We start from the raw sequence: 25,257 nt of genomic DNA, 5'->3' as shown, positions 1-25,257 counted from the left end.
GACGAAAGGCACAGTGAAATGGCACGGAAGACCCGATATCTCGCGCTGATGGCGACGACGGCGAGCACCCTCGCACTCGCCGCCTGCGCGACCGAACAGCCGGCGGCGGAACCCGGAAAGGACGCGGCTCCGGCTCCCGTCGTCGCGAATCCGGTGGCCGTCACCTACGACGGCGGAATCGTCCTGCTCGACGGGAAGTCCTTGCAGGTCGCGAAGAACCTTCCGCTGGAAGGCTTCAACCGGCTCAACCCGGCCGGGAACGACCGGCACCTCATGGTCTCGACCTCCACCGGGTTCCGGGTCCTCGACGCCGTCGGCGCCGTGCTGACGGACAACGAGGTGAAGGCGGCCAAGCCGGGCCACGTCGTCCGTCACGCCGGCAAGACGGTGCTGTTCGCCGACGGGACCGGCGAAGTGACCGTCTTCGACCCGAAGACGATCGGTACCGCTGCCTTCCCCGCGCCGAAGCACAAGACACCGGAAGCGCATCACGGCGTGGCCGTCGAGCTCGAGAACGGCGAACTGGTGACCACGGTCGGGAACAAGGACAAGCGCTCCGGGATCGTGGTGCTGGACAAGGACAAGAAGGAGATCGCGCGGAACGAGCAGTGCCCCGGTGTGCACGGTGAAGCCGCCGCGCGCGGGGAAGCGATCGTGGTCGGCTGCCAGACCGGCGCGCTGATCTACCGGAACGGGGTGATCACCAAGGTGACCAGTCCGGATGCCTACGGGCGCATCGGAAACCAGGCGGGTTCGGACGTCTCGCCGATCACCTTGGGCGACTACAAGGTCGACGAAGCGGCCGAGCTCGAACGCCCGACCCGGATTTCCCTGATCGACACCGAGAAGGCCACGCTCAAGCACGTCGACATCGGCACCAGCTACACCTTCCGCTCGCTGGCCCGCGGTCCTCAGGGCGAGGCGCTGGTGCTGGGTACCGATGGTCAGATCCACGTGATCGACCCGGTGAGCGGTGTGGTGACGAAGAAGATCGCCGTCATCGGCACCTGGCAGGAGCCGATCGAGTGGCAGCAGCCGCGCCCCGCGATCTTCGTCCGCGGCGGGACCGCGTACGTGACCGATCCCGGGAAGAAGGAGATCCACTCGGTCGACCTCGCGTCCGGCGCGAAGACCGCGACCGGCACGATCCCGGGAACGCCGAACGAGGTCAGCGGCGTGCTCGGAGGCTGATCAACTCGTGGGTGTCCGACCACGCGGCCGCGCCTTTGCTCCCCTTGCGGTACAGGAAGGTCCGTAAAGGTCTCCTTGAGGGACTCCTTTGCTGTGGGGCGAGCCTGAGGGGATGGGGGCGTTGTAGGTCCTGGCTCCTCCACACAGGGAGTTGTTGATGAAGGATTTGGGACTGTGAACGTCCCAAATCCTTCATCAACGACGCTCGGCCCGGTCTGGAACGGAGCGAATCCCAGGTCAGACGTAGATCAGTAAATACCGGTCCGTGAAGGCCTCCTTGAGGGACTCTGGGTCCCTCAAGGAGGCCTTCACGGACAGAGCCGGAACCTGCCGCGGCAGGCGGTCAGCGGCGGATGAGGCCCAGGTCGGTCGCGGTGGCGACGGCGGCCGTGCGCGAGTCGACGCCGAGTTTGGTGTAGCTGCGGGCGAGGTGGGATTTCACGGTGCCTTCGGTCAGGTGGAGCCGTTCCGCGATGGCCCGGTTGGACAGACCGTCGGCGACCAGGACCAGGACTTCGATCTCGCGCAATGTCAGCGCGGCGGTGGGCATCCGCATGCGGTTCATCAACCGGTCGGCGACGGTCGGGGCGAGAGTGGTACGTCCGGCGGCGGCGGTACGCACGGCGGCCACCAGCTCCTCGGGTGGGGCGTCCTTGAGTAGATAGCCGGTGGCGCCCGCTTCGATGGCGGGCAGCGTGTCGGCGTCGGTGTCGTAGGTGGTGACGATCAGCACGCGCGGAGCGTCCGGCCGCGCCGTGATCACTGCGGTGGCCTCGGCGCCGGTCATTCCGGGGCCGAAGCGCAGATCCATCAGCACGACGTCGATGTCGCCTTCGGCCGCGCGGGCCACCGCTTCCTCCGCGGTCGCGGCTTCGGCGGAGACGACGAGACCGGGTTCGGTTTCCAGCAAGGCGCGGAGGCCCGCCCGGACGATCGGATGATCGTCGGCCAGCAGGAGCCGGATCGGGGGTTCGGTCACGGACGTTCCTTGGTTTCGACAGGCAGCCGCACGGACAACTCGGTGCCGTGACCGGGGGAGGACTCGACGGTGAAGGTTCCGTCCAATGCCTCGGCTCGGGTCCGCATCGCGGTCAGACCGAAGCCGCTGTGTTCCGGATGGAAGCCCACACCGTTGTCGACGATGTCGAGGGTGACGTGCTCGTCGAGGTAGCACAGGGTGACTTCGGCGGTTGACGCGTCGGCGTGACGGACGGTGTTCGCGAGGGCCGCCTGGCCGATGCGCAGCAGGGCGACCTCGTACGCGGTCGGCAGGGGAGTGGGTGTACCGGTGAACCGGAACCGCGCGGCGATCCGGTGCCGAGCGCTGGTGGTGGCACACAACCGTTCCAACGCGTCGGCGAGCGTGGTGTCGTCGAGCGCCGGCGGGGACAGCGCGTCGACGAAGCGGCGGGCTTCGGCCAGGTTGTCGGCGGCCGCCTGCCGAGCCTGCTCGACGTAGCGGGCGGCGTTGCCGGCGGTGTCGGGGATGGTTCGTTCCGCGGCACGCAACAGGAGTTGAATGCTCGACAGTCCTTGGGCGAGGGTGTCGTGGATCTCGTGGGCCAGCCGTTCCCGCTCGGCGAGCACTCCCGCCGCGTGCTGGGCTTCGGCGAGATCGGCGCGGGTGGCGGTCAGTTCCTCGATCAGGTTCCGGCGTCGTTCGCTTTCGCGGTACAGCGCCTGGTATCCCCAGACGACCGCGACCGCCACGGCGGCTCCCAGCGCCGGGCCGATCGCCGCCGCCGGGACGAAGGAACCTTGGTGGGCGGCGAACGCGGTGATCGCCGCCAGCGCGGTCGCGATCACCGCGACCAGGCCCTGGCGGCGCGGCAGCAGATGCAACTGCAGGAAGTAGAGCGGGAAGGCGACCCAGACGCCGTCGGCGGTCAGCACCAGCAGGACCAGCCACACGACGCCCACCGCGATCAGCCACCACTGGGCGGCCTGCCGGGACGTCCTGACACGCGGCAGGAGCGGGCCTGCCGCGTACACGACAGCGCACGCCAACGCCGTCGCGACGACTGCTCCCGCGTCGGACGAACCGTCCGCCACCGCACGGACGGCCGCGAGTGCGAGCAGGGCGATGAGCAGCAGGTGCAGACACCAGGTCAGCAGCCGGCTGGTCGGGGTCAAAGGGAATGTGGTGGTCACAGTGCTTCCAGGTTACGGAGCGCGACCGGCGGCCGCCTCTATCCAAAGGTAGAACCGGCGTGCCGTCTTCCGGCCGGCGAAGTGCCATCTCCGGCCAGATGTCGTGGCGGTTCCCGGCGGCGATCGTGGAGAGGTAACCAGCCCACCCGCCGGAGAGGACAGACCGGAACCGTGTTCGTCGCCTGGAGAGATCTGAGATTCGCCAAAGGGCGGTTCGCCCTGATGGGAGCCGTGGTCGTGCTGATCACCCTGCTGGTCGGCCTGTTGTCCGGGCTCACCGCCGGGCTGGGTGAGCAGAACATTTCCGCGATCACCGGCCTGCCCGCCGACAAGATCGTCTTCGCCGCTCCTGGTGACGGGCAGAGCCTGTCCTACGCCAACTCCGCGATCACCGAGACGCAGCGTCGGCAGTGGGCCGAAACCCCGGGTGTCACCGGTGCCGAGCCGTTGGGCATCTCCACCACCAAGGCCACCGCGGGAAACCGCAGTGCCGGGATCTCCGTCTTCGGAGTCCGGGCCGGTTCGGCGCTCGCCCCCGAGGCCGGGAACATCACCAGTGACTCGGTGGTGCTGTCGGCGTCCGCCGCCGACGACCTGGGCGTCCGGAACGGGGACACCATCGCCGTGGCCGGTCGCCAGCTGACGGTCTCCGCCGTGGCGGGGGACGCCTGGTTCAGCCACACACCGGTGGTGTGGGCCGGGCTCGACGTCTGGGCGAAGACGGTGCCGCCCACCGGCGGTGAGCCGAGCGCGACGGTGCTCGCGCTGACCACCACTGCCGGCGCCGATCTCGCGGCCACCGATCTCGCCGCCGGCACGAAGACGGTCTCGAAGAGCGACTCGTTGTCCGCGATCGGCTCCTACACCTCGGAAAACGGCTCGCTGCAACTGATGCGAGGCTTCCTCTTCGCGATCTCCGCGCTCGTGATCGGCGCCTTCTTCACCGTCTGGACGATCCAGCGCAGCGGCGACATCGCCGTCCTCAAGGCGCTGGGGGCGAGTACGGCCTTCCTGCTGAAGGACGCGCTCGGCCAGGCTGTCGTCCTTCTCGTCGGTGGTACCGCCGCCGGCACCGCACTGGCCGTCGGCCTCGGCGCGGTCGTCGCCGGATCCGCCGTGCCGTTCCTCCTGACACCGGCCACCGTACTGGTCCCGGCCGCCGTGATGATCCTGCTCGGCGCTCTCGGGGCCGCGCTTTCCGTCCGCCGCATCACCTCCGTCGACCCGCTGACCGCATTGGGGAGTGCCCGATGAGCCTGAACCTGACCGATGTCACTCTCACCTATCCCGACGGCGATTCCCGCCTCACCGCCCTCGACGGCGTCACCCTGGACGTCCCGCCGGGCACGATCACCGCCGTCGCCGGGCCTTCCGGCTCGGGCAAGTCCAGCCTGCTCGCCGTCGCCGCCACCCTCATCGCCCCGGACCACGGGACCGTCACCATCGACGGCACCGAGACCACCGGGCTGAGCCGTGGTGAACTCACCGAGCTACGCCGTCGCAAGATCGGGATTGTCTTCCAGCAACCGAATCTGTTGCCCGCCCTCACCGCCGCCGAACAACTGCAGGTCATGGCCCGGATCGACGGCCGCTCCCCGGCCGCGGCACGCGGCGTGGCCCTGGATCTGCTCGATGCCGTCGGGCTCGGGCAGCAGGCGGGACGTCGGCCGCACCAGCTCTCCGGCGGCCAACGGCAGCGGGTGAACATCGCCCGTGCGCTGATGAACGAGCCCACCGTGCTGCTGATCGACGAGCCGACGAGCGCCCTCGACCACGACCGCGGTGCCGCGGTCATCGACCTGATCACGCGCCTGACCCATCAGAGGGCCACCGCCACCGTCCTGGTCACGCACGACCGGGCCCATCTCGCCGCGGTCGATCGGATCGTCGAAGTCCACGATGGACGGTTGGGCAGCCCCGCGCCGGTCGGCTGATCCGCCTCCGGTCATAGGGACTTTCGCCCCTTCCTCGTGGGCCGGTCGGCGACGCGACCGGGACCCGGGAGCAGGTGCCGGGGGACTTCGTCCTCTGCGATCGGGAGGCGCCGCCATTCGAGACTGGGACCGGCCCACGACAGCGGGTCCGACCTCGAAAGGAGCCGGGGATGCCGATCGCCACGGAAGGTTCGATCGTCGCCGGGATCGACGGATCGCGCTCGGCGAGGACGGCGGCCCTTTGGGCGGCGGCCGCCGCTTCGCGACGGGGTGTGCCGCTCCGGCTCGTCCACGTCTACGCCGTGCCGCTCGCGAAGGTACCGAGTGTCCTTCCGCCGGCCGAGACGATCCGAGCGGGGTTCGCCGGTCTGGGGGAAGAGTGGGTGTCCCAGGTGCGGGAGGCGGTGCTGGCCCGCTTTCCGGGCCTGGTCGTCGAGACCGCGGTCCGGGAGTGGAGCGCGGTGCCCGCGCTGGTCCAGGAGTCCACCAGGGCGACGATGCTGGTGCTGGGATCACGGGGGCTGGGCGGGTTCACCGGACCGTTGATCGGTTCCACCGCGGTCGCGCTCGCCAAATACGGTCATTGCCCGATCGTGGTGGTCCGCGGCGCGTGGCGCGACGAGGACCGGATCGTGGTCGGCACGGACGGTTCTCCGGCGAGCGAAGGCGCCCTCGGGTTCGGCTTCGACGAAGCGAGTTCGCGGAACACCGGGCTGACCGTCGTCCGGACCTGGTCCGACCTGTCGGATCGGGTCGAGGACGACGAGCGGATGTCGCTCGAAGAGCAAGTGGCTCCCTGGCGGGACAAGTATCCGGAGGTGCCGGTCGAGTTCGTCCTGCGGCAGGGGCGTCCCGTCCGTGCCCTGCTCGAACTCGGCAAGCGGGCGGGCCTGCTCGTCGTCGGCTGCCGTGGCCGCGGCGGATTCGAAGGGATGCTTCTGGGCTCGACGAGCCAAGCGCTGATCGCCCATGCGGAGTGCCCTGTCGCCGTCATCCGGCCCGCTGTACCGAGCGACGACGCCGACCTGTGAGACGGGGAACGACATGCGGGCAAGGGATCTTATGACGAGGCCGGTCGTGACCGTCACCGAGGGGACGACCGCCAAACACGCCGCCGAACTGCTGGCCGAGCACGGCTTCACCGCTCTGCCGGTGGTGGACGAAGACGACCGCTTGATCGGCATGGTGACCGAGGCGGACCTGATTCGGGACCGATTCCCCGAAGACGTCCGGTTCGTCCGGCGTCCTGCCGGGCATGGGACACCGGGTGCCACCGTGGCGGAGGTGATGACGACACCCGCCACCGCGATGAGCGCCGGGGCGGACCTCGCGGAGGTCGGCAAGGCGTTGCTCGACGGGAAGATCCGCGCGATGCCCATTGTGGACGGTGCGGCGGTGGTGGGCATCGTCACCAGGGCCGATTTCGTCCGCGCCTTCGCCAGGGCCGACGGCGCGATCGCCGCCGACGTCCGGCACCACCTCGCGATCTACGGCGGTCCCGGCCGCTGGACGGTCGACGTCGAAGACGGCCTTGTCCGTATCGGGGACCGATACGGGAACGACACCGACCATCACGTCGCGAAGGTGATCGCGGAGGGGATCCCCGGTGTCGTCCAAGCGAAAGTGACCTACCAGGAAGGTGAGAGATGAACCGGATCGTCGTCGGGGTGGACGGAGCGGAACCGGGCCGGGCGGCCGTGCGATGGGCGGCCGCCGTCGCGGCCGAACGAAATTTGGGGCTGCTGATCGTGCATGCCCTGCACGTGGAGCAGTGGGCCTACGGTGGCGGGCTGGCCGGTCCGGTGCCGTGGTTCGACGTGCTCGCGGGCGAGGGGCGGCGCGTCCTCGAGGAGGCCGTGGCGGAAGCCGGCTCGACCGCGCCCGGTGTCCGGGTCGACACCCTCATGCCCGCGGATTCGCCGGTCCCGACGCTGGTCGACGCGTCGAAGTCGGCCACGATGGTCGTGGTCGGCGGGACGGGCAAGGGTTTCTTCGGGCAGATGACCTTGGGATCGACGGCGTCCGCGCTGATCGCGCACGCGCACTGTCCCGTGGTCGTGCTCCGTGGCAGGAAGGGCACGGCGAACCAACCCGACACGGGGCCGGTGGTGGTCGGGATCGACGGGAGCCCGACGAGCGAGCGGGCCTTGGAGGCCGCTTTCGACGAAGCTTCGCGCCGGTCCGCGACGCTGGTCGCCGTGCACGCGTGGTCGGATGTCACCTATGACGACGTCTACGGGATGGCGCGGCTGATGAGCCAGTGGGAGTCCATTGAGGACGATGAGCGCAGGCTGCTCGCGCAACGTCTCGCGGGCTGGCAGGAGAAGTACCCCGACGTCACGGTGGAACGCTCGCTCGTTCGTGACCGGCCGCGGCAGGTTCTGCTGGAGTGGAGCGCCAAGGCGAGGCTCGTGGTCGTGGGCAGCCGCGGTCGTGGCGGGTTCACGGGACTTCTGCTCGGCTCGACCAGCCAGGCGTTGGCCCAGCACGCCGAATGCCCTGTGATGGTGGTCCGGCGAGTGGAACGCTGAAGCCGGTACGGACGATGAACGAGTCGTCACCCTATCCGGAAGGAGGTGGCGATGGCGTCCGAGCCATCACCGGCGGGCGGGCATCCGCCGCCCAGCGCGGCGGTGCTGACCGGGCTCCGGCTGGACGAGTTGCTGCACGAGGTCCAGGAGCGGCTTTCGGAGATCGTGAAGACCCGTGACCGGCTGCAAGGGCTGCTCGACGCCGTTCTCGCGGTGGGGACCGGTCTCGAACTCGATTCGACCCTGCAGCGCATCGTCCAGGCCGCGGTCGAGCTGGTCGACGCCCAATACGGGGCGTTGGGCGTCCTCGGCGACGAGGACGGCCTCTCCCAGTTCGTGTACGTCGGCATCGACCAGGACGTACGCGAGACGATGGGTCACCTGCCCGAGGGCAGGGGTCTGCTCGGCCTGCTCATCGAGGATCCGCAGCCGGTGCGGGTCCCGGACCTTTCGGCGCATCCCGCCTCGGTCGGCTTCCCGGCCAACCATCCGCCCATGCACAGCTTCGTCGGTGTGCCGGTCCGGGTGCGGGACGAGGTGTTCGGGAATCTGTACCTGACCGAGAAACGCGGAGCCGCCGAGTTCACCGCGGACGACGAGGTCGTCCTGCAGGCACTCGCGGCGGCCGCGGGCGTGGCCATCGACAACGCCCGCCTGTTCGAGCGCTCCCGGACGCGGGAGCGATGGCTCGAGGCGGTGGCGAAGGTCAACGGCGAGCTGCTCGGTGGCGCGTCGGTCGTGGACACGCTGGCGCTGATCGTCGGAAGCGTCCGCGAGCTGGCCGGGGCCGACGAGGTGATGATCCTCCTTGCCGAGGACGGCGAAAGGGGAACGCGGTCGTTGACGGTCACCGCGGTGAGCAGCGGACGACGAGGTCCGCTGCGAGGGAAGCAGGTCTCCGGTGAGCATCCCTTGCTCGACGAGATCTTCGCCGGCGGGCAGACCTGTCTCGTCGCCGACCTCGGCACCGTGTTCGGTTCGGCAGACACGGCACTCTCCGGTCCCGGGGCGCTGGCGCCGTTGACCAGCGCGACGGGTGTCGGCGGCGTGCTGGTCGCCAGCCGGGAGAAGGGCACGCAGCAGTTCAAGGCCGACCAGATCCCGATGTTGTCGTCGTTCGGCGACCAGGCCGCCGTGGCGCTCGAGTTCGCCGAAAAGCAGCGCAACCAGCGCCTGCTGGACGTGCTCGCCGACCGGGACCGGATCGCGCAGGATCTCCACGATCACGTCATCCAGCGGCTTTTCGCCACCGGCATGAGCCTCCAGAGCATCCTGCCGAGAGTGCCGGACGACTTCGCCCGCAACCGGGTCACGCAGGCCGTCGAGCAACTCGACCGGACCGTTCGCGAGATCAGGACCTCGATCTTCGACCTGCACACCGCGGGAGCGGGGGAGTCGGCCGGTCTTCGCCGGCGGCTGCTCGACATCGTCACGGAACTGACCCCGGCTTCGGCCGTGACACCGTCGGTCCGGATCGCGGGCGCGGTGGACACCCTCGTGCCGGTCGAGGTGTACGAGCACGCCGAGGCTGTCGTCCGTGAGGCGCTGAGCAACGCCATCCGGCACTCGGGCGCGAAAGAGATCTCCGTGACCGTCGAGGCCGGCACCGAACTCGCCATCGAGGTGAGCGACGACGGTGTGGGACTGCCGTCGTCCGGCCGGCGCAGTGGGCTCGACAACCTTTCGCAACGCGCCGAACGGTGCGGCGGATACGCCGAGTTCACCGGCAGGGAGGGCGGCGGGACCCGGATCTCGTGGCGTGTCCCGCTGTCGCACGAAGGCGCCTAGCGGTCTCCGAACAGGCGGATCCGGTCTTCCTTCTTGAGCTCGTTCGCGAGTACGGCGGCCTGGGTCCGGCGCTGGATACCGAGTTTGCCGAGGATGCGGGAAACGTAGTTCTTGATCGTCTTCTCCGCCAGGAAGAGCCGTTCGCCGATCTCCCGGTTGGTGAGTCCTTCCCCGATGAGCTCGAAGACGGCTCGTTCCTGCTCGGACAACCCGGCGATCGGATCGTCACGGTCGTGCTCCCGGCGGATGCGGTTCATCAGGGCGGCGGTGGTGCGGCTGTCGAGCAGTGAGCCGCCTTCGGCGATGGTCCTGATCGCCGAGACGAGGTCGTTGCCGAGCACCTGTTTCAGGACGAAGCCGGAGGCGCCCGCCATGATCGCGGTGAGCAGGGCCTCGTCGTCGGCGTAGGACGTGAGCATCAGGCAACGCAGGTCGGGCCGGGTCGAGAGCAACTCGCGGCACAGCTCGATACCGGTGCCGTCCGGGAGGCGGACGTCCAGCACCGCGATATCGGTTTCGGTCGCGGGAATCCGGGTGAGCGCTTCGGAGACCGACGCGGCTTCGCCGGAGATCTCGATGTCCGGCTCGCTGCCGAGCAGATCGGACAGCCCCCGCCGGACGATCTCGTGATCGTCGACCAGGAACACCTTGGTCGCCATGGCTCGTCCTCCCGCCGCAGGGTCCTGGCCGTGCTGCCGAACCTACTCCGGCACGCGGGACGGCACAGCGGTCTGGACGTCCCGGCGTCGTAGGGCTTTGGTCCCGGAGATCGGAGCCGTCCGCACCTGCGCACCGGTTCCGGAGTGGCGCACGGTGGATTCGAGCACAGCGCCACCGCGGAGGGCAGGGAGCATGGAGCGACGAGAGATCTGGTCGGCGGGGGAGACGGAGGTCCTGGCCCGGACCTTGCTGCGGGCGCCCTCGGTGCACAACACCCAGCCGTGGATCCTGGAGTTCGACGGCGGAAGGCTGCTGCTGATCGAGCGGCGTGACCTGACCCTCCCGGAACACGATCCGCTGGGCCGCGACCGGGTGATCTCCTGCGGCGCCGCCCTCACGAACCTGGAGCTCGCCGTCCGTGTGCTCGGCTACGCGCCGTGCACGGAGACGTTCCCCGAACCGGGCCGCCCGGAAGTGGTCGCGTCGGTCACGCCAGGCGAGCGTGCGTTGCCGTCCGCGGACGATCTGCACCGCTACTCGGCCATCGAACGACGGCGCAGCCACCGGCGGCGGTTCGCCGGACGGCCCGTCTCCCGTCAGCGGATCGGCGAGCTGGTGGACACCGCCGCCTCGGACGGCGTCGAAGCCAGGCCGATCCGTGACGAGCTGGAACTCGGTCGCGTCGCCGAACTGCTCGAATTCGCGGCGGAGGCCCACCAGCACGATCACGGATACCAGCGCGAGCTCGCCCTGTGGACGATCCGGGACGAGGTGTCGCATCGCCACGGTGTGGGGCTCGCCGCGACGGCGCTTCCTCCGGGCTCGCTGCCCTGGGCGGGCTTGGTCCGGCCGTCGACGGCGTTGCCGGACAGCGTGGTCCTGACCCATCGGCTGACGGAAGAGACGTTGCTCGTCTTCTTGACCCTCGACGACACCCGGCACGACCACTTGGCCGTGGGGCAAGCGGTGCAGCGCACCTGGCTCGACGCGGTCGACGGAGGTCTCGTCGGCTCGGTGCTGACCCAGCCGCTGCACCTGCCCGAAGTGCGTTCCGCGTTGTGCGACGATCTCGAACTCGCCGGTTTCCCGCAGCTGCTCATGCGGCTCGGCTATCCCGCCGGCGCGGTGCCGTCCAGCCCGCGTCGCGCCATCGACGAAATACTCGGTCGCGGTTTCTGAACCCGAGACTCCACAAAGGACATACGACAGCTCGGTCCACGATCTGGGACCGCGCGTCGTCATGTCCTCTTTCCGAACAGTGGGAAAAATGCTGGGTTTCGGCCGCCGCGCGCGGCATGGTCATTTTGACGGGTTCCCACTCGGCTTCGGACACGTAAAAGGATCTCGTAACTTCCGGCGAACGGGGAAATTCGTTCCGTTTTGTCACGCGGCCGTTCTCCCGAATTTCGAAGTGACTGCGAATACGTCATTCTTCTGCCCTAATTCCATCGAACTCGGCTGTTTGCCGTCATAACCTCGCGCGCTGTCGTCGGGTTATGGCCTGGGAGAAACGGACGACCGATCTTTCGTACTTACGGAGGTACCCGTGGAAAGTGTCCCGCACTACTTTCCAACCCTGTCACCTCCGCCAGGGCATCTTGTCCGGCAGGTACTTCCGAACTCCGCCTTATACCCCACCGCGAATGCGGCCACTGTGGCTACCTATTAAGGAAAATGGTGAATTCTTCCCCGAAACTCGATGTCAGCCCGAACCCGCCCCTGCCGAAGACGCGAAACGAAGGACTGGTCATACGAAAATACGGTGGCTCGTCGCTGGCCACACCTGAAATGGTGCACAACGTCGCCGCCGAGGTGGCGGCGATCGCCGAGGCGGGAGATCGGGTGGTCCTGGTCGTGTCGGCGATGGGGGACAGCACGGACCGGTTGATCGCGCTGGCGGGCGAGTTCGCCGAACCGCCCGTTCCCCGGGAACTCGACCAGTTGATGGCGACCGGTGAACAGGTCTCCGCGGCGGTGCTCGCGATGGCGTTGGCCGAGCGCGGGATCGAGGCCGTCTCGTTGTCCGGTGACCAGGCCGGGATCGAGGTCGCGGGTGAACCCGGCGCGGGGACCATCGTGCGGGTCGATCCCGGCAAGATCGTCGCCCGGCTGCGTGACGTGCGGGTCGTGGTCGTCGCCGGATTTCAGGGCCGGAACGCCGACGGCGAACTGCTGACCTTGGGCCGAGGTGGTTCCGACACCACCGCCGTGGCGCTCGCGGCCGCGCTCGGCGGTTCCGAATGCGAGATCCGGACCGACGTGCACGGCGTTCGCACGGCCGATCCCCGGATCGTGCGGGACACCCGGCCGGTCCGGACGATCTCGTACGACGCCATGGTGGAGCTCGCCGGGCTCGGCGCCCGCGTGCTGCATCCCAGATCCGTCGAACTCGCGCGCCGTCACGGAGTGGCGGTGCGGGTGACGCACGCGTCGGATCCCGGCCCGTCGACCGTCGTGACGGCGGAAGAACCGTCGCTGGAAGGCACTCCTCGCGTCATCGGCATCGCCCACGAGCGCGACGTGCGGCTCGTCCGTGTCGAGGTTTCGGCTTCCGGCCCGGACCACTACGCGCGCGTTCTCACGACGCTGGCGAACTGCGGAGTGCGACCGGACAACCTGAGCTGGCCCGATCCCGGCGAACTGCGGTTCACCGTCCGGGGGACCGAGCCGCTCGGCCTGCCGATCGCCCGGCTCACGATGGACCTCGACGCCCGCTCCACGGTCTTCGACGAACTCGGCTCGGTTTCCGTGGTCGGCACCGCGCTGCTCGATCCGCCCGGGTTCCTGCCCGAGTTGCTGCGGGTCCTCGCCGACCACCGGGTCACGGTGCCCGCGATGACGACCTCGCAGTCGCGCCTCACCGCCGTGATCCCCGCCGACGCCGTCGACACGACCGTCCGCGCCCTGCACGACTCGTTCGGCTTGTCGGCGGAGAGGACATGAGCCCCTACGGACTGCCATCGGGCCAGTTCACCACCGATGGCCTGGTCCTGACCTGCGACGGTCACGACCAGCGGATTCGATGGCGGGTCGGCGATCGGCTGGAAGAGTTGTACGAGCGGCTCTGCGACCGGCTGCGAGCCGACGGCCTCGGCGACCGTCTCGCGGTCGACGCCGAGGGCGAGAAGCTCACGTTCGACGGCTTGGACGAGCGGGCGAACCGGCTCGCCCGCCATCTGCGAGCCCACGGGGTGCGGCCCGGCGACCGGATCGGGTTGTTGTTCGGCGAACCGGTTCACCCCTACGTCGCGATGCTCGCCGTGCTCAAGGTCAACGCGGCGTATGTGCCGCTGGACGCGGGGTTTCCGGACGACCGCTTGGCCTACATCGTCGAGGACGCCGGCGTCCGGCTCGTGGTGTCGACCGCCGCCCTGCGGGACCGATTCGAACCGGGCAGCGTCGAGGTGGTCTGTGTCGACGAGGACTCGGATCGCATCGCCGAGCTGTCGGGCGAGCGGCTCACCGCGGTCGAGAGGGGCACTCCGGCCGACGAACTCTGCTACATCGTCTACACGTCCGGCTCGACCGGGCGGCCGAAGGGCGTGACGATCGACCACGCGTCGATCTGCAATTTCGTCCAGGTCGCCGCCGAGGTCTACGGCATCCAGGGCACCGACCGGGTCTACCAGGGCATGACGATCGCGTTCGACTTCTCGGTCGAAGAGATCTGGGTGCCGTTGCTGAGCGGCGCGACACTCGTGCCGAAACCCGGCGGCGCCGCGCTCGTCGGTCACGACCTCCTCGAATTCCTGCGGGAGAACGAGGTCACCGCGCTGTGCTGCGTTCCGACCCTGCTGGCCAGTCTCGACGAGGACCTGCCGCTGCTGAGATTCCTCCTGGTGTCCGGTGAAGCGTGCCCCGAAGACCTCGTGCGCCGCTGGTATCGCCCGGACAGACGGTTCCTCAACGTCTACGGCCCGACGGAGGCCACTGTCACCGCGACGTGGTCGGTGCTGCGGCCGGATCGGCCGGTGACCATCGGCGTGCCCTTGCCGACCTATTCCGTCGTCATCCTCGACCCGGACGAGCCGAGGGCGCTGGCCGCGGGCGAACTCGGCGAGATCGGCATCGCGGGGATCGGGCTCGCCGGCGGCTACCTCAACCGGGCCGATCTGACCGAGCGCGCGTTCATCCCGGATTTCCTCGGCATCGGGCACAATCCGTCCCAGCGCATCTACCGCACCGGTGATCTGGGCCGGATCACCCCGGACGGCGAGATCGAGTACCACGGCCGCGCCGACACCCAGGTGAAGATCCGTGGCTACCGGGTCGAGCTCACCGAGATCGAGTCGGTCCTCCTGCAGATCCCCGGAATCGCCCAGGCTGTGGTCGAAACCCACCATCCGGAACCCGGCACCGTCGAACTGGTCGCCTACTACAGCCTGCGCCGCGACCAGACGGACGTCGATCCCGGTGAACTCCGCAGGCGCCTGGCGGAACTGCTGCCGGGCTATATGGTGCCCGCCTATCTCGAAAAGCTCGACCACATCCCGCTGACTCCGGCGGGCAAGGCCGACCGCAAGCATCTCCCGGCGCCCAGCGGTCCGCGAAGAGTGGGAAACGACATCGGTTACGTGGCACCGGCCACCGAGACCGAACTCCGCTTGGCGGAGGCGTTGGGCGGTGTCCTCGGGATCGAGCGGATCTCGGCGACGGGGCACTTCTTCGACGACTACGGGGCCGACTCCCTGCTGCTGGCCAAGTTCTGCGCGGTGATCCGGGAACGTGGAGACCTCGCGCCGTTGTCGGCCAGGGACGTGTATCTCAACCCCACCGTTCGCGGTCTCGCCGAGTCGGCCGCCGCCGCGTCCCAGGTGACGGTCGCTCGCGCCGAGGAGCCGCGCCGCGCGTCGACCGTGTCGTACGTCCTTTGTGGACTGTTCCAGCTCTTGGCGTTTCTGGCCTACGCCGCCAGTTCGGGCTGGATCCTGGACACGGGATTCGCCTGGATCTCCGCCGCGACGGGGTTCGTCGAGAGCTACGCGCGCGCCGTCGGACTCGGGCTCGTCGTCTTCGTCATCATGTCCGTGGTGCCGATCGCGGCGAAATGGACGATCGTCGGCCGGTGGAAACCGGGGGAGATCCCACTGTGGAGCGTGGGCTATCTGCGCTTCTGGACGGTCAAGACCTTGGTCAGGTTCAGCCCGCTGATGCTGTTCATCGGCACGCCCCTGTACTCGTGGTACCTGCGGGCGCTTGGTGCGGACATCGGCAAAGGCGCCGTGATCCTGTCGCGGAACCCGCCGGTCTGCACCGATCTGTTCAGCGTCGGCGCCGGGGCGGTCATCCGGAAGGACGCGTACTTCTCCTGCTATCGCGCCAGGGCAGGGCGGATCCAGACCGGCCGGGTCACGCTCGGCGACAATGCCTTCGTCGGTGAGATGACCGTGCTCGACATCGGCACGGCACTCGGCCACGACTCGCAGCTCGGCCACTCGTCGTCGTTGAACTCCGGGCAATCGGTCCCCGACGGCGAAAGCTGGCACGGGTCGCCGGCCCGTCTCTCCACAGTGGACTACCGGGCGCTGGGAACGGTCCCGCGCGGCAGGCTCAGGCCGATCGTCTTCTGCGCCTCCAGCCTGCTGCTCCTGCTCTCGGTGACACTTCCCGTGACGCTGGGCGGGGCAGACGTGTTCGTCGACCGCTGGCTCACCACGACGACGGACTTCACGAGCTGGGCCTTCTATCGCGGCCGGATCCTCGACTCCGCTCTGCTGTACTTCGGGGCGTTGCTCGGCGGACTCGCGGTCGTCCTCGTGATCCCGCGTCTGCTCGGCCTCTTCCTCCGGCCGGATCGCGTCTATCCGCTCTACGGCAGGCATTTCGCCATCCAGCGGTTGATCGCGCGGCTGACCAACATGCGTGCGTACACGTACTTGTTCGGCGACAGCAGCTACATCGTGTACTACCTGCGTGCACTGGGATACGACCTGTCGAAGATCCAGCAGACCGGATCCAACTTCGGGGTCGAGGTCAAGCACGAGACGCCGTTCCTCAGCACGGTCGGCACCGGCACGATGGTCTCGGACGGTCTATCGCTGCTCAACGCCGACTTTTCGTCCTCGTCGTTCCGTCTGCGCAGGACGTCCGTCGCGCCGGAGGCGTTCCTGGGCAACGAGATCGCCTTCCCACCCGACGCGCGGATCGGCCGGAACTGCCTCCTGGCCACCAAGGTCCTGGTTCCGCTGGACGGGCCGGTCCGGGAGAACGTCGGCTTGCTGGGGTCGCCCGCGTTCGAAATCCCCAGGACCGTCCGACGCGACACCGGATTCGAGCATCTCGGCAGCGGGGACGCGCTGCGCCGGGGCCTGCGGGCGAAGAACCGCCACAACACCGTCACCATCGCCATCTACCTGCTCGTGCATTGGCTGCACCTGCTCGGAATCCTGTTGATCGGTACGTCGGCCGGCGCCCTGCACGAGCGGATCGGCCCGCTCGCGGTCGGTGTCGGCATCGTGGCGACCCTGGTGTTCTCGGTCGCGTTCCTCATGGTGGCGGAACTCGGCGTACAGGGCTTCCGGGCGCTGCGGCCGAGGTTCTGCTCGATCTACGATCCGGTGTTCTGGCGGCACGAGCGGTTCTGGAAGCTCAGCCCGGCCCGCTATCTCGCGCTGTTCAACGGGACGGCGTTCAAACCGTTCCTGCTGCGTCGCCTCGGTGTCCGAATCGGCCGTCGGGTCTTCGACGACGGGTGCGGGATCCCGGAGCGGTCGCTGGTGAGCATCGGCGACGACTGCGTGCTCAACCTGCACACCGTCGTTCAAGGACATTCACTCGAGGACGGCACGTTCAAATCCGACTACATCGACATCGGCGCGGGGTGCACCCTCAGCACCGGCTCTTTTGTCCACTATGGAGTGACGATGGCGGACGGGGCGATCGCCGAAGCGGACGCGTTCCTGATGAAGGGCACCACAGCCCCGGCACGGACCCGCTGGTACGCCAATCCGGCGGTCGAACTCGACACGGCGGAAGAAATCACCGCGGCAAGGAGGCTGCCATGACCCGCACTCCCACGGCGAGACCGGCTCTCGCCCCCCGTGTCGAGGGCGCCCTGCCCGGTCCTCGTTCGGCTGAGTTCCTCGAACACCAGCGACAATGGGAATCCAGCGCGCGGGCGTATCCACGCCATCTGCCGATCGCCATCGCGGGCGCGGAGGGCAGCTACCTGTGGGACATGGACGGGAACGTCTTCCTCGACTTCCTGGCGGGTGCGGGCGTGCTCTCCCTCGGCCACAACCATCCCGAACTGGTGCACGCGGCCACTGAGCAGATGCACGTGCTCACCCACGGCCTGGACTTCCCGACGGCGGCGAAACGCGAGTTCGTCGACGCCCAGCTGTCCATGCTGCCGCCGAGCCTGAGCTCGCGGATGCGGATGCACTTCTGCGGCCCCGGCGGCGCCAACGCCGTGGACGCCGCGATCAAACTGTGCAAGACCGCGACCGGACGCGGTGACCTGGTGTCCTTCCAGGGCGGGTTCCACGGCTCGAGTCACGCCGCGATGGCGTTGACCGGGCTCGTCGCCCAGAAACGGCCGATCGCCAACGGGGTACCCGGCGTGCACTTCTTCCCGTACTCCTACTGCGCCCGATGCCCGGTGGGGCTTGCGCCGGACACCTGCGCGACCAACTGCGTCGGCCTGCTGGAACGGTCGCTGCGGGATCCCAACGGCGGCATCCCCCTTCCCGCCGCGGTGATCCTGGAAATGGTGCAGGGCGAAGGCGGGATCATCCCGGCGGACCGCGACTTCGTGCGCCGGGTCCGGGCGCTGACCGCGGAACTGGACATCCCTCTCGTCGTCGACGAGGTGCAGACCGGTTGCGGCCGTACCGGGACCTGGTTCGCGTTCGAGCACTACGACATCGAGCCCGACGTGATCATCGCCTCGAAGGCGTTGAGCGGGATGGGACTCCCGGTGGCGGTGATCTTCTACGACCGGCGGCTGGACGGCTGGGCACCCGGTGCGCACACCGGGACGTTCCGCGGCAACCAGGCCGCGTTCGCCGCCGGCGCGGCGGCGATCCGCATCGTCCGGCGTGACGACGTGCTCGGCAATGTCCGGCAGCGCGGACGAGAGCTCGCGCAACGGCTCGGCGTCCTGCACGGCGACGTCTGGGTACGTGAGGTGCGCGGCCTCGGCCTGATGTGGGGGATCGAGCTGGCCGATCCGCGCGACGGCCGCCCGGCCGGCGCATACGCCCGGGCCGTGCAGGCGTATGCGTTGCAGCACGGGCTGATCGTCGAACTCGGCGGCCGCGACGACAGCGTGATCCGCCTGATGCCGCCGCTCACCGTGACCGCCGAGGAGATCGAACTCGCCTGCGCGATCCTGCTGGACGCGATCGAGCGCTGCGGTCCGCCGCAGTAGGGAAGCCGCAGGTCCCGCCTCGTGAGTGGTGAGGACGGTTAGAACCGTCCGCACCACTCACGAGGCCGTTGCCTCTTCGGACAGCGTCGGTGTGCGCAACAGGCAGCATCGCAGGCTTTTCGTTCTTCGCCGCTCTTGCGTGGATAGGCTCGCTCACGCCCGGTCGGGCAGCTATCCGTTGCGAGGAAAGGAATCCAGCCCCATGCGGAAGAGAGCCAAGAGGCTTTCGGTAGTCGGTGCGGCCGCGCTCGGCCTGCTCGTCGCGGTTCCGGCGAGCCCGGCCTTCGCCATCGACCAGGTCGCCTGCGGCAACAGGGACGACTTCGTGAAGCTGGACATCTCGTTCGGCAACGGGATGGGCACCAACCGATGCTTCGCGAACGGCGGCGTCACCGGCACGGACATCGGCGGGGTCTACAACATCACCTCGGGCAACAACAAGGTGACGGTCAACTACGAGCGCAACGGCCGGTACGAATCGTCGACCCTCGGGTACTGGCAGGGGGTCGGTTTCGCCGGGACCGTCCGGGTGTACGAGGTGCGCATCTGGTGATGATCGCCTCAGGGGGAGCGACCAAAACTCCGGATACGGCCCGTGATCGACACCCGGCCGTTAGAGTGAACAGTCGCTGTAGCCGTCACTCTTGAGGAGTAGCAGTTCATGATCGCCGAGAGCGCGAACCAGCAGAGCGTGACCTTCCCGCAGGAAGCTACGCCGATCTTCGATCTGGTCGCGAAGATGGTGTCGCGGACGCAGACCGAGGACGAGCACGACTTCGAGCGCGAAGCCGGTCTCGCGACGTCGGTGTAGCTTCCTGCCGCGGCAGGTCAGTCAGACGGTGTGCCGGCGTGGCCGCGGAGTTCCGCGGCCGTGCGGCGGGCGTGGGCCAGGCCGTCGAGTATCCATTGCGGGGGCTGCCGGTCGTTGGTCGCGATCCGCTCGTAGGCGGCGACGAGCCGTTCCGCGATCTTCAGCCGGGCTTCCACGGCAGGCGGTTCGGGGTCGCTCTGCTCGGCCGGGATCGTGACCAGGGCCAAGTGTCCGGCTGGCGCACGAGTCGCGGGTTCGGCGGGTGTGTCGGATCGCTGTTCCGTGGTGGACAGGCGTCGAAGGCGGAGGGTCGTCTGCTCGGTGTTTCCCGGCACGCCCTCGCGACGGGAGCCCTGCGAGGGGAAGGGATCCGCCCGGAACCGCGCGACCGAGGGCCAGTACCGGCTTCGTGCCGACTTCGGTGTCTCCCCGTCGAGGCCGCCCGCGATCTCCTGCCAGGTCTTTCCGTCGAGTCGCGCAGCGACCACCGCCGCTTCGACGATCTGCTGCGCCATCCCGATCATGCCGGAGTGGTCGGGCGGGGAGGACGCGTCCACCCTGGCGGCGTTCGCCGCGAGATCGGCCAGTTCCGCCGCGTGCGCGGCGAGGACCAGATGGGCCCGGGTGGCCGCGGCGGGGATGGTGTGGCGTGTGGTCACCGTCCGCTCCTCGTGGCAGGCCGGAGGCTCGACAAGAGGCTCGCGGAATCCCGCATGCCGTGACTCACAGGTGTTCTCACCTTCTCTGATATGCAAACTTGCATAAATATGCAATTAATGGGTGTGCGGCGCTGTGCAAGAACCGCGAGATTGTGCCCTGATCGGGTGTGGTCGCGCCCGTTCCGTGTGAGGTGACGTTCGGCCGCCCTCGATATCGGGCACGATCAGGGAGGTGCGGACGGCTCTGCGGGGAAGGGATGCCGATGAACAGCCCCCTGTATCAGGCGACGGCGGAGTTCTTCAAAACGCTGGGGCATCCCGTCCGGATCCGCGTGCTCGAACTGCTCAGCGAGCGGGACCACCGCGTCTCGGAGCTGCTGGCCGACCTGGGGATCGAGCCCGCCAACCTGTCCCAGCAGCTCGCCGTCCTGCGCCGGGCCAATCTGGTGGTGCCTCGCAAGGACGGCACGACCGTCTCCTACTCCCTGACCAGTCCGTCGGTCGCCGAACTGCTCGCTGTCGCGCGCGGGATTCTGACCGGGGTCATAACCGGTCAGCTGGGACTGCTCGACGATCTGCAGAGTTCCACCGGTTCGGTTTCGCCTGAATCAGGATGAAAAGCAATTTCTATTATTCACGGCCACACTGCGACCGTCATTTGTTTTCGTTGTCGGAATCGGCGTGCTGTCCATTCGATTCGGAATGGTCCTCGCCGTCCCGGGTCCGCCGTGTCTCCTCGACCAAAGAGTCGAAGATGGGGGTTCCGCACAGCTCCACATGGTCCTCCGTCGCGCCGGTCCTCGTGCCCGATCATCTTGCCCCGGAACGGCTTCTTCGATCCAGTTCCGCCGGGCAATGCACTCGATTGAGCTCACCCTCGGGGGTGAGCTATTCATCGATGTGAAAAGCGAAGTGTAGGACATGACCCTTTCGTCGGTGTCGCCGGGTTTTGCGGAAATAATGATTCCGCTTTCCCGGCGTGCGTGAGAAAAGGATTGCTCACTCGTCTCGTGGCTGGTCAGCGCGGGGCGGAGAACTCGACCCGGTAGCGGGTCGGCGTCGTGCCCAGCGCGGTGGCGAAGTGCTCGCGAAGCCGGGCGGACGTGCCGAAGCCGGACTGTGCGGCCACGGCGTCGACGCCGAGCGAGGTCGTCTCGAGCAGGTGCCGCGCCTGCGCGAGACGTTGCGCGACAAGCCAGTTGTGGACGGTGGTTCCGGTGCGGGCGCGAAACGAGCGGGTGAACGTACTGCGGCTCATATGCGCCCGGGCGGCGAGGCCGTCGATGCTGTGCTGCGTGCCCAGATGGGCCCGCGCCCAGCTCATCACCTCGGCGAGCGGATCCTCGTCCGCGGCGGGTACGGGAAGTTCGATGAACTGGGCCTGGCCGCCGGGACGGTGCGGCGCCGCGACGATCCGGCGGGCGACGCGGTTGGCCACGACCTGCCCCGCCGTGCGGGCGAGCAGGTGAAGGCAGGTGTCGATCCCGGCGGTCGCACCGGCGCCGGTCACGACGTCGCCCTCGTCGACATACAACTCCTCAGGGCGCAGCTCGACCGATGGGAAGCGCCGGCGGAACGTCTCGATCCATTTCCAGTGGGTCGTCGCGGCACGGCCGTCGAGGATGCCGGCGTCCGCGAGGGCGAAGACGCCCAGGCAGAGTCCGACGACGAGGGCTCCGCGTTCGTGCGCGTCTCGCAGCGCGGTCGATACGGGCGCGGGCGTCGCGGTTTCCGGGGCGGACCACCACGGTACAACGACGATGTCGGCGTCCGCGAAGGCATCGAGCCCCGCCGAGACGTCGATCGTGTATCCGGCGCTCGTGGTGAGCCTGCCGGGCTCGGCGGCGACGACCGTGAGCGGCCACGGTTCCATATCGCCCGCCGGGGATTCCGGGCCCCACACCAGCGACGGGACGGCGAGGTGGAACGGACTGATCCCCTCGAACGCCAGGACGGCCACCCTCGGAGCACTCATCGATCCCTCTTGCCGCGGACGTCGGCCGATCTCGACCATGACTGACCCGATTCCGTATCTCGATGTCGAATCGGGTCAGCCAAGATGGTAGCCGTACCGACGGAAAGCAAAGGAAACACGATGACCAGCACCACGCTCCGCGAAATCAGCACCCTGCCGACGACCCCCGCCGCGCTCTCGGACGCGACGGTGATCCTCGTCGACTACCAGAACACCTACACGCGCGGCGTGATGGAGCTCGACGGCTGGGAAGCGGCGCTCGACGAGGCGGCCACGTTGCTGGCGCGCGCCCGATCCGCGGGCGCGACGGTCATTCACGTCATGCACGACGGCGGCGAGGGCAGCCCGTACGACCTCCAGCAGGACATCGGCCGGATCCACGAGCGGGTCGCCCCCGCCCCGGGCGAGGAGGTCGTGGTGAAGACCGCGCCGAACTCGTTCGTCGGAACCCGGCTGGGGGAACTGGTCGACGCCGCCGGACATCAGGACGTCGTCGTGGCCGGGTTCATGACGCATATGTGCGTCACGTTCACCGCGGAAGGCGCGTTCCTGCGCGGGAACAGCCCCACCGTGGTGGCCGCCGCCTGTGCCACGCGCCCGCTCCCGTCCGTCGCCGGACCGGTGACCGCCGCCGAACTGCACCGCGCGGCACTCGCCACGATCGGTGATCTCTACGCGGTCGTGGTCGGCACGACGGCCGAGCTCGGCTAGGACCTGCGAGGTCGCGCTCGCGCGTGGATCATGAAGGTGTTCCCGCCGCCGAAGCATCGAAGGGGTCCTGATGGCCAAGCCCAACGTCGCCGAGCAGTTCGTCCAAGTCCTGGTCCAGGCCGGAGTGGAGCGGATCTACGGCGTGGTCGGAGACAGCCTCAACCCCATCGTCGACGCCATCCGCCGGACACCGGGTATCGAATGGGTGCACGTGCGCAACGAGGAGGCGGGCGCGTTCGCGGCGGCGGCCGAGGCCCAGCTGACCGGACGGCTCGCGGTGTGCGCCGGCAGCTGCGGTCCCGGCAACACCCATCTGGTGCAAGGACTTTACGACGCGCACCGCACGGGAGCACCGGTTCTCGCGCTGGCCTCGCATATCCCGTCCGGTCAGATCGGGACCGGGTTCTTCCAGGAGACCCATCCCGAACGGCTGTTCGTGGACTGCAGTGGCTATTGCGAGCAGATCAGCAGGCCCGCCCAGATGCCGAGGGTGCTGCGGATCGCCATGCAGCACGCGTTGTCCCGCGGCGAGGTGTCGGTGCTGGTGTTGCCTGGGGACGTCGCGCATCTCGACGCCGTCGCGCCCACAGGGAACGGGGCGCCGGTCACCGATCACGGGACGGTCGTGCCGCCCGAGTCGCAAGTGGCCCGGCTCGCCGAGTTGATCAACGACGCCGAGACCGTCACCTTGTTCGCCGGTGCCGGGGTGCGTGGCGCGCACGCGGAGGTGATGGAACTGGCCGAGACAGTGCAGGCGCCGGTAGGCCACAGCCTGCGCGGCAAGGAGTGGATCCAGTACGACAATCCGTTCGACGTCGGGATGAGCGGTCTGCTCGGCTACGGCGCCTGCTACCGGGCCATGAACGACGCGGATCTGCTGGTCCTGCTGGGCACCGATTTCCCTTACGACTCCTTCCTTCCCCAGGCGCGGACCGTGCAGGTCGACCACGACGCGACCCGCCTGGGCCGTCGTACCCCGCTTGAGCTGGCGGTGCACGGCGACGTGCGGGAGACCCTGCGGGCCGTGCTGCCGCTCCTGCGGCGCAAGTCCGACCGCACGTTCCTGGACCGGATGCTGCGTGACCACTGCAAGACGCTGGAACAGGTCGTCGACGCCTACACCCGCAACGTCGAACGGCACGTGCCCATCCATCCGGAGTTCGCCGCGGACCTGCTCGACGAACTCGCCGCGGACGACGCGATCTTCACCGTCGACACCGGTATGTGCAACGTGTGGGCCGCCCGGTATCTCACACCCAACGGGCGCCGCCGGGTCATCGGGTCGTTCCTGCACGGCACCATGGCCAACGCCCTGCCGCACGCCATCGGCGCGCAGTTCGCCTATCCGGGCCGCCAAGTCGTGTCGATGTCCGGCGACGGGGGACTGGGCATGCTGCTCGGCGAACTGCTCACCGTGGCCCTGCACGACCTGCCGGTCAAGATCGTGACGTTCAACAACTCCTCGCTCGGCATGGTGAAGCTGGAGATGCTGGTGGACGGCCTTCCCGACTACCAGACCGATCACCGCCCGGTGGACTTCGCCGCGATCGCCAGTGGCGCGGGACTGCGGGCCGAGCGGGTGACCGACCCCACCCGGCTGCGCGCGGCGCTCAAGGAAGCCTTGAGCCACGACGGCCCCGCGCTGGTGGATGTCGTGACGGACGCGAACGCGCTGTCCGTCCCGCCGCACATCACCGCCGGTCAGCTCGGCGGATTCGCCTTGGCCGCGAGCAAGGTCGTGCTCGAAGGCGGGGTCGGCCGGATGATCGACCTCGCCCGGGCCAACCTCCGCAACATCCCGCGGCCGTAGACCGCTGCGCCGGCTGATGGTTCGCCGACGACAGTTCACGGACTCGAGAACACGGGCAGAGGATCCGTCCACTGTGGATGGTCAGGCTCGGTCGGTGCCCATTCCGCGCCAGAGCAGGTCGAGCAGGCTCGCGACGTCGCTCCGCCATTCGCCCTTCGGGTCGAGGTAGAGCAGGCCGCCAAGGCCGCGCAGGATGGTCTCGGGTTTCAGATCCGCGCGGACGGTGCCCGCCTCGACATTGGCCTGCAGCAAGGTGGAGACCGCCCGGACCATGTCCTGATAGGCGCCCGCCGGCAGCTCTCCGCGTGAGGCTCCCGCGGCGCGCAAGGCGTCGGCCAGGCCGCGTTTGGTCATCATGTAGTGCGCCAGGTGATCGGTCGTCCAGACTCGGAAAGCCTGTTCCGGCGAGTACTTCTCGAGCAGGCTGGGCACGATCTCGACCAGCTGGCGCACCTCGCGCCGGTACACCGCGAGGATGAGGGCTTCCGGAGTGGGGAAGTGCCGGTACACCGTGCCGACGCCGACCTCGGCCTGCTTCGCGATGGCATTGAACGAGACCTCGCCGGAGCAGGCGAGCGACTTCGCGGCGGTGGCGAGGATGCGCTCGTGGTTGCGCCGGGTGTCCGCACGCCGGGGATTGACCGAGCCCGTCGTCATCTGCCCTC

The 25,257-nt window shown here is 68.7% G+C and carries 22 protein-coding genes; 16 read left to right on the top strand and 6 right to left on the bottom strand.

The window, feature by feature from the left end; genetic code table 11:
• The first annotated feature begins 18 nt into the window (after positions 1–18).
• Positions 19–1,191 (top strand): zinc metallochaperone AztD, encoded by a 1,173-nt coding sequence (gene aztD / locus ED92_RS14680; protein WP_037338127.1) that lies wholly within the window; start codon positions 19–21, stop codon positions 1,189–1,191.
• A 343-nt stretch (positions 1,192–1,534) separates the two neighbouring features.
• On the opposite strand, the gene ED92_RS14675 is transcribed toward aztD, so the two are convergent.
• Both ED92_RS14675 and ED92_RS14670 read right to left on the bottom strand, forming a co-directional pair.
• Positions 1,535–2,170, bottom strand: coding sequence for a response regulator transcription factor (locus ED92_RS14675; RefSeq protein WP_037338124.1), 636 nt, complete (start codon positions 2,168–2,170; stop codon positions 1,535–1,537).
• On the bottom strand, positions 2,167–3,342 hold the full coding sequence (locus tag ED92_RS14670) for a sensor histidine kinase (RefSeq protein WP_037338121.1): 1,176 nt from the start codon (positions 3,340–3,342) through the stop codon (positions 2,167–2,169). The genes ED92_RS14675 and ED92_RS14670 overlap by 4 nt, the downstream gene beginning before the upstream one ends.
• A gap of 171 nt (positions 3,343–3,513) precedes the next feature.
• Between ED92_RS14670 and ED92_RS14665 the strand changes: the two genes are divergently transcribed.
• From ED92_RS14665 to ED92_RS14640, 6 genes are all read left to right on the top strand, one after another.
• Complete coding sequence (locus ED92_RS14665) at positions 3,514–4,596, top strand: ABC transporter permease (RefSeq protein ID WP_037338118.1); 1,083 nt, start codon at positions 3,514–3,516, stop codon at positions 4,594–4,596.
• A complete protein-coding gene (locus ED92_RS14660) occupies positions 4,593–5,276 on the top strand; it encodes an ABC transporter ATP-binding protein (RefSeq protein WP_037338115.1) in 684 nt (227 codons plus the stop codon). Before ED92_RS14665 ends, ED92_RS14660 begins: the two co-directional genes overlap by 4 nt.
• A 170-nt stretch (positions 5,277–5,446) precedes the next feature.
• Positions 5,447–6,307 (top strand): universal stress protein, encoded by an 861-nt coding sequence (locus ED92_RS14655; RefSeq protein ID WP_037338112.1) that lies wholly within the window; start codon positions 5,447–5,449, stop codon positions 6,305–6,307.
• Between the two features lie 13 nt (positions 6,308–6,320).
• Complete coding sequence (locus ED92_RS14650) at positions 6,321–6,926, top strand: HPP family protein (protein WP_037338110.1); 606 nt, start codon at positions 6,321–6,323, stop codon at positions 6,924–6,926.
• On the top strand, positions 6,923–7,807 hold the full coding sequence (locus ED92_RS14645; protein ID WP_037338107.1) for a universal stress protein: 885 nt from the start codon (positions 6,923–6,925) through the stop codon (positions 7,805–7,807). Before ED92_RS14650 ends, ED92_RS14645 begins: the two co-directional genes overlap by 4 nt.
• Positions 7,808–7,858: 51 nt before the next feature.
• Complete coding sequence (locus ED92_RS14640) at positions 7,859–9,595, top strand: GAF domain-containing protein (protein ID WP_037338104.1); 1,737 nt, start codon at positions 7,859–7,861, stop codon at positions 9,593–9,595.
• Here the strand turns inward: ED92_RS14640 and ED92_RS14635 are convergent.
• Positions 9,592–10,254, bottom strand: coding sequence for a response regulator transcription factor (locus ED92_RS14635; RefSeq protein WP_037338101.1), 663 nt, complete (start codon positions 10,252–10,254; stop codon positions 9,592–9,594). The two genes, ED92_RS14640 and ED92_RS14635, sit on opposite strands and share 4 nt — an antisense overlap.
• Positions 10,255–10,447: 193 nt before the next feature.
• Here ED92_RS14635 and ED92_RS14630 point away from each other — a divergent pair, with 193 nt between their 5' ends.
• The 6 genes from ED92_RS14630 to ED92_RS43000 all read left to right on the top strand — a co-directional run bounded on the left by ED92_RS14630 (position 10,448) and on the right by ED92_RS43000 (position 19,437).
• Complete coding sequence (locus ED92_RS14630) at positions 10,448–11,434, top strand: nitroreductase family protein (protein WP_037338096.1); 987 nt, start codon at positions 10,448–10,450, stop codon at positions 11,432–11,434.
• A gap of 495 nt (positions 11,435–11,929) precedes the next feature.
• Positions 11,930–13,198 carry an aspartate kinase gene (locus ED92_RS14625; protein WP_081975796.1) on the top strand — a complete coding sequence of 423 codons (1,269 nt, stop codon included), beginning with the start codon at positions 11,930–11,932 and terminating at the stop codon, positions 13,196–13,198.
• Positions 13,195–17,259 carry a Pls/PosA family non-ribosomal peptide synthetase gene (locus ED92_RS14620; RefSeq protein WP_037338094.1) on the top strand — a complete coding sequence of 1,355 codons (4,065 nt, stop codon included), beginning with the start codon at positions 13,195–13,197 and terminating at the stop codon, positions 17,257–17,259. The genes ED92_RS14625 and ED92_RS14620 overlap by 4 nt, the downstream gene beginning before the upstream one ends.
• Positions 17,256–18,626, top strand: a complete 1,371-nt coding sequence (locus ED92_RS14615) for an aspartate aminotransferase family protein (RefSeq protein WP_037338091.1) — start codon at positions 17,256–17,258, stop codon at positions 18,624–18,626. The genes ED92_RS14620 and ED92_RS14615 overlap by 4 nt, the downstream gene beginning before the upstream one ends.
• Positions 18,627–18,828: 202 nt before the next feature.
• A complete protein-coding gene (locus tag ED92_RS14610; protein WP_037338089.1) occupies positions 18,829–19,179 on the top strand; it encodes a beta/gamma crystallin domain-containing protein in 351 nt (116 codons plus the stop codon).
• Positions 19,180–19,287: 108 nt separating this feature from the next.
• Positions 19,288–19,437: a hypothetical protein gene (locus ED92_RS43000; protein ID WP_162836891.1), complete on the top strand. Its 150-nt coding sequence runs from the start codon at positions 19,288–19,290 to the stop codon at positions 19,435–19,437.
• 17 nt (positions 19,438–19,454) lie between these two features.
• Here the strand turns inward: ED92_RS43000 and ED92_RS14605 are convergent, their stop codons facing one another.
• Complete coding sequence (locus ED92_RS14605) at positions 19,455–20,096, bottom strand: hypothetical protein (protein ID WP_037338086.1); 642 nt, start codon at positions 20,094–20,096, stop codon at positions 19,455–19,457.
• Between the two features lie 263 nt (positions 20,097–20,359).
• Between ED92_RS14605 and ED92_RS14600 the strand changes: the two genes are divergently transcribed.
• Positions 20,360–20,713 carry a helix-turn-helix transcriptional regulator gene (locus ED92_RS14600; protein ID WP_037340009.1) on the top strand — a complete coding sequence of 118 codons (354 nt, stop codon included), beginning with the start codon at positions 20,360–20,362 and terminating at the stop codon, positions 20,711–20,713.
• A gap of 401 nt (positions 20,714–21,114) precedes the next feature.
• Here ED92_RS14600 and ED92_RS14595 read toward each other — a convergent pair whose 3' ends face one another.
• Positions 21,115–22,071: a helix-turn-helix domain-containing protein gene (locus ED92_RS14595; RefSeq protein WP_037340006.1), complete on the bottom strand. Its 957-nt coding sequence runs from the start codon at positions 22,069–22,071 to the stop codon at positions 21,115–21,117.
• A gap of 120 nt (positions 22,072–22,191) precedes the next feature.
• Here ED92_RS14595 and ED92_RS14590 point away from each other — a divergent pair, with 120 nt between their 5' ends.
• On the top strand, positions 22,192–22,782 hold the full coding sequence (locus ED92_RS14590; RefSeq protein ID WP_037338084.1) for a cysteine hydrolase family protein: 591 nt from the start codon (positions 22,192–22,194) through the stop codon (positions 22,780–22,782).
• Positions 22,783–22,852: 70 nt separating this feature from the next.
• Positions 22,853–24,592, top strand: coding sequence for a pyruvate dehydrogenase (locus tag ED92_RS14585; protein WP_037338082.1), 1,740 nt, complete (start codon positions 22,853–22,855; stop codon positions 24,590–24,592).
• Between the two features lie 81 nt (positions 24,593–24,673).
• Here ED92_RS14585 and ED92_RS14580 read toward each other — a convergent pair whose 3' ends face one another.
• Positions 24,674–25,249 (bottom strand): TetR/AcrR family transcriptional regulator, encoded by a 576-nt coding sequence (locus ED92_RS14580; protein ID WP_037338078.1) that lies wholly within the window; start codon positions 25,247–25,249, stop codon positions 24,674–24,676.
• Positions 25,250–25,257 lie beyond the last annotated feature (8 nt).

The sequence above is a fragment of the Amycolatopsis sp. MJM2582 genome, assembly GCF_000754115.1.
Classification (GTDB): Bacteria; Actinomycetota; Actinomycetes; order Mycobacteriales; family Pseudonocardiaceae; genus Amycolatopsis; species Amycolatopsis japonica.
The sequence above is the reverse complement of the archived record's forward strand: the minus strand, read 5'-3'. Positions and strand labels throughout refer to the sequence as shown.

Excerpts from the sequence above, each read along its gene's own strand:
- ED92_RS14645 (WP_037338107.1), top strand. The coding sequence starts at position 6,923 with ATGAACCGGATCGTCGTCGGGGTGGACGGAGCGGAACCGGGCCGGGCG.
- ED92_RS14590 (WP_037338084.1), top strand. The coding sequence starts at position 22,192 with ATGACCAGCACCACGCTCCGCGAAATCAGCACCCTGCCGACGACCCCC.
- ED92_RS14610 (WP_037338089.1), top strand. The coding sequence starts at position 18,829 with ATGCGGAAGAGAGCCAAGAGGCTTTCGGTAGTCGGTGCGGCCGCGCTC.
- aztD (WP_037338127.1), top strand. The coding sequence starts at position 19 with ATGGCACGGAAGACCCGATATCTCGCGCTGATGGCGACGACGGCGAGC.
- ED92_RS14630 (WP_037338096.1), top strand. The coding sequence starts at position 10,448 with ATGGAGCGACGAGAGATCTGGTCGGCGGGGGAGACGGAGGTCCTGGCC.
- ED92_RS14585 (WP_037338082.1), top strand. The coding sequence starts at position 22,853 with ATGGCCAAGCCCAACGTCGCCGAGCAGTTCGTCCAAGTCCTGGTCCAG.
- ED92_RS14640 (WP_037338104.1), top strand. The coding sequence starts at position 7,859 with ATGGCGTCCGAGCCATCACCGGCGGGCGGGCATCCGCCGCCCAGCGCG.
- ED92_RS14635 (WP_037338101.1), bottom strand. The coding sequence starts at position 10,254 with ATGGCGACCAAGGTGTTCCTGGTCGACGATCACGAGATCGTCCGGCGG.
- ED92_RS14600 (WP_037340009.1), top strand. The coding sequence starts at position 20,360 with ATGAACAGCCCCCTGTATCAGGCGACGGCGGAGTTCTTCAAAACGCTG.
- ED92_RS14595 (WP_037340006.1), bottom strand. The coding sequence starts at position 22,071 with ATGAGTGCTCCGAGGGTGGCCGTCCTGGCGTTCGAGGGGATCAGTCCG.
- ED92_RS14615 (WP_037338091.1), top strand. The coding sequence starts at position 17,256 with ATGACCCGCACTCCCACGGCGAGACCGGCTCTCGCCCCCCGTGTCGAG.
- ED92_RS43000 (WP_162836891.1), top strand. The coding sequence starts at position 19,288 with ATGATCGCCGAGAGCGCGAACCAGCAGAGCGTGACCTTCCCGCAGGAA.
- ED92_RS14655 (WP_037338112.1), top strand. The coding sequence starts at position 5,447 with ATGCCGATCGCCACGGAAGGTTCGATCGTCGCCGGGATCGACGGATCG.
- ED92_RS14620 (WP_037338094.1), top strand. The coding sequence starts at position 13,195 with ATGAGCCCCTACGGACTGCCATCGGGCCAGTTCACCACCGATGGCCTG.
- ED92_RS14625 (WP_081975796.1), top strand. The coding sequence starts at position 11,930 with ATGGTGAATTCTTCCCCGAAACTCGATGTCAGCCCGAACCCGCCCCTG.
- ED92_RS14660 (WP_037338115.1), top strand. The coding sequence starts at position 4,593 with ATGAGCCTGAACCTGACCGATGTCACTCTCACCTATCCCGACGGCGAT.
- ED92_RS14580 (WP_037338078.1), bottom strand. The coding sequence starts at position 25,249 with ATGACGACGGGCTCGGTCAATCCCCGGCGTGCGGACACCCGGCGCAAC.
- ED92_RS14650 (WP_037338110.1), top strand. The coding sequence starts at position 6,321 with ATGCGGGCAAGGGATCTTATGACGAGGCCGGTCGTGACCGTCACCGAG.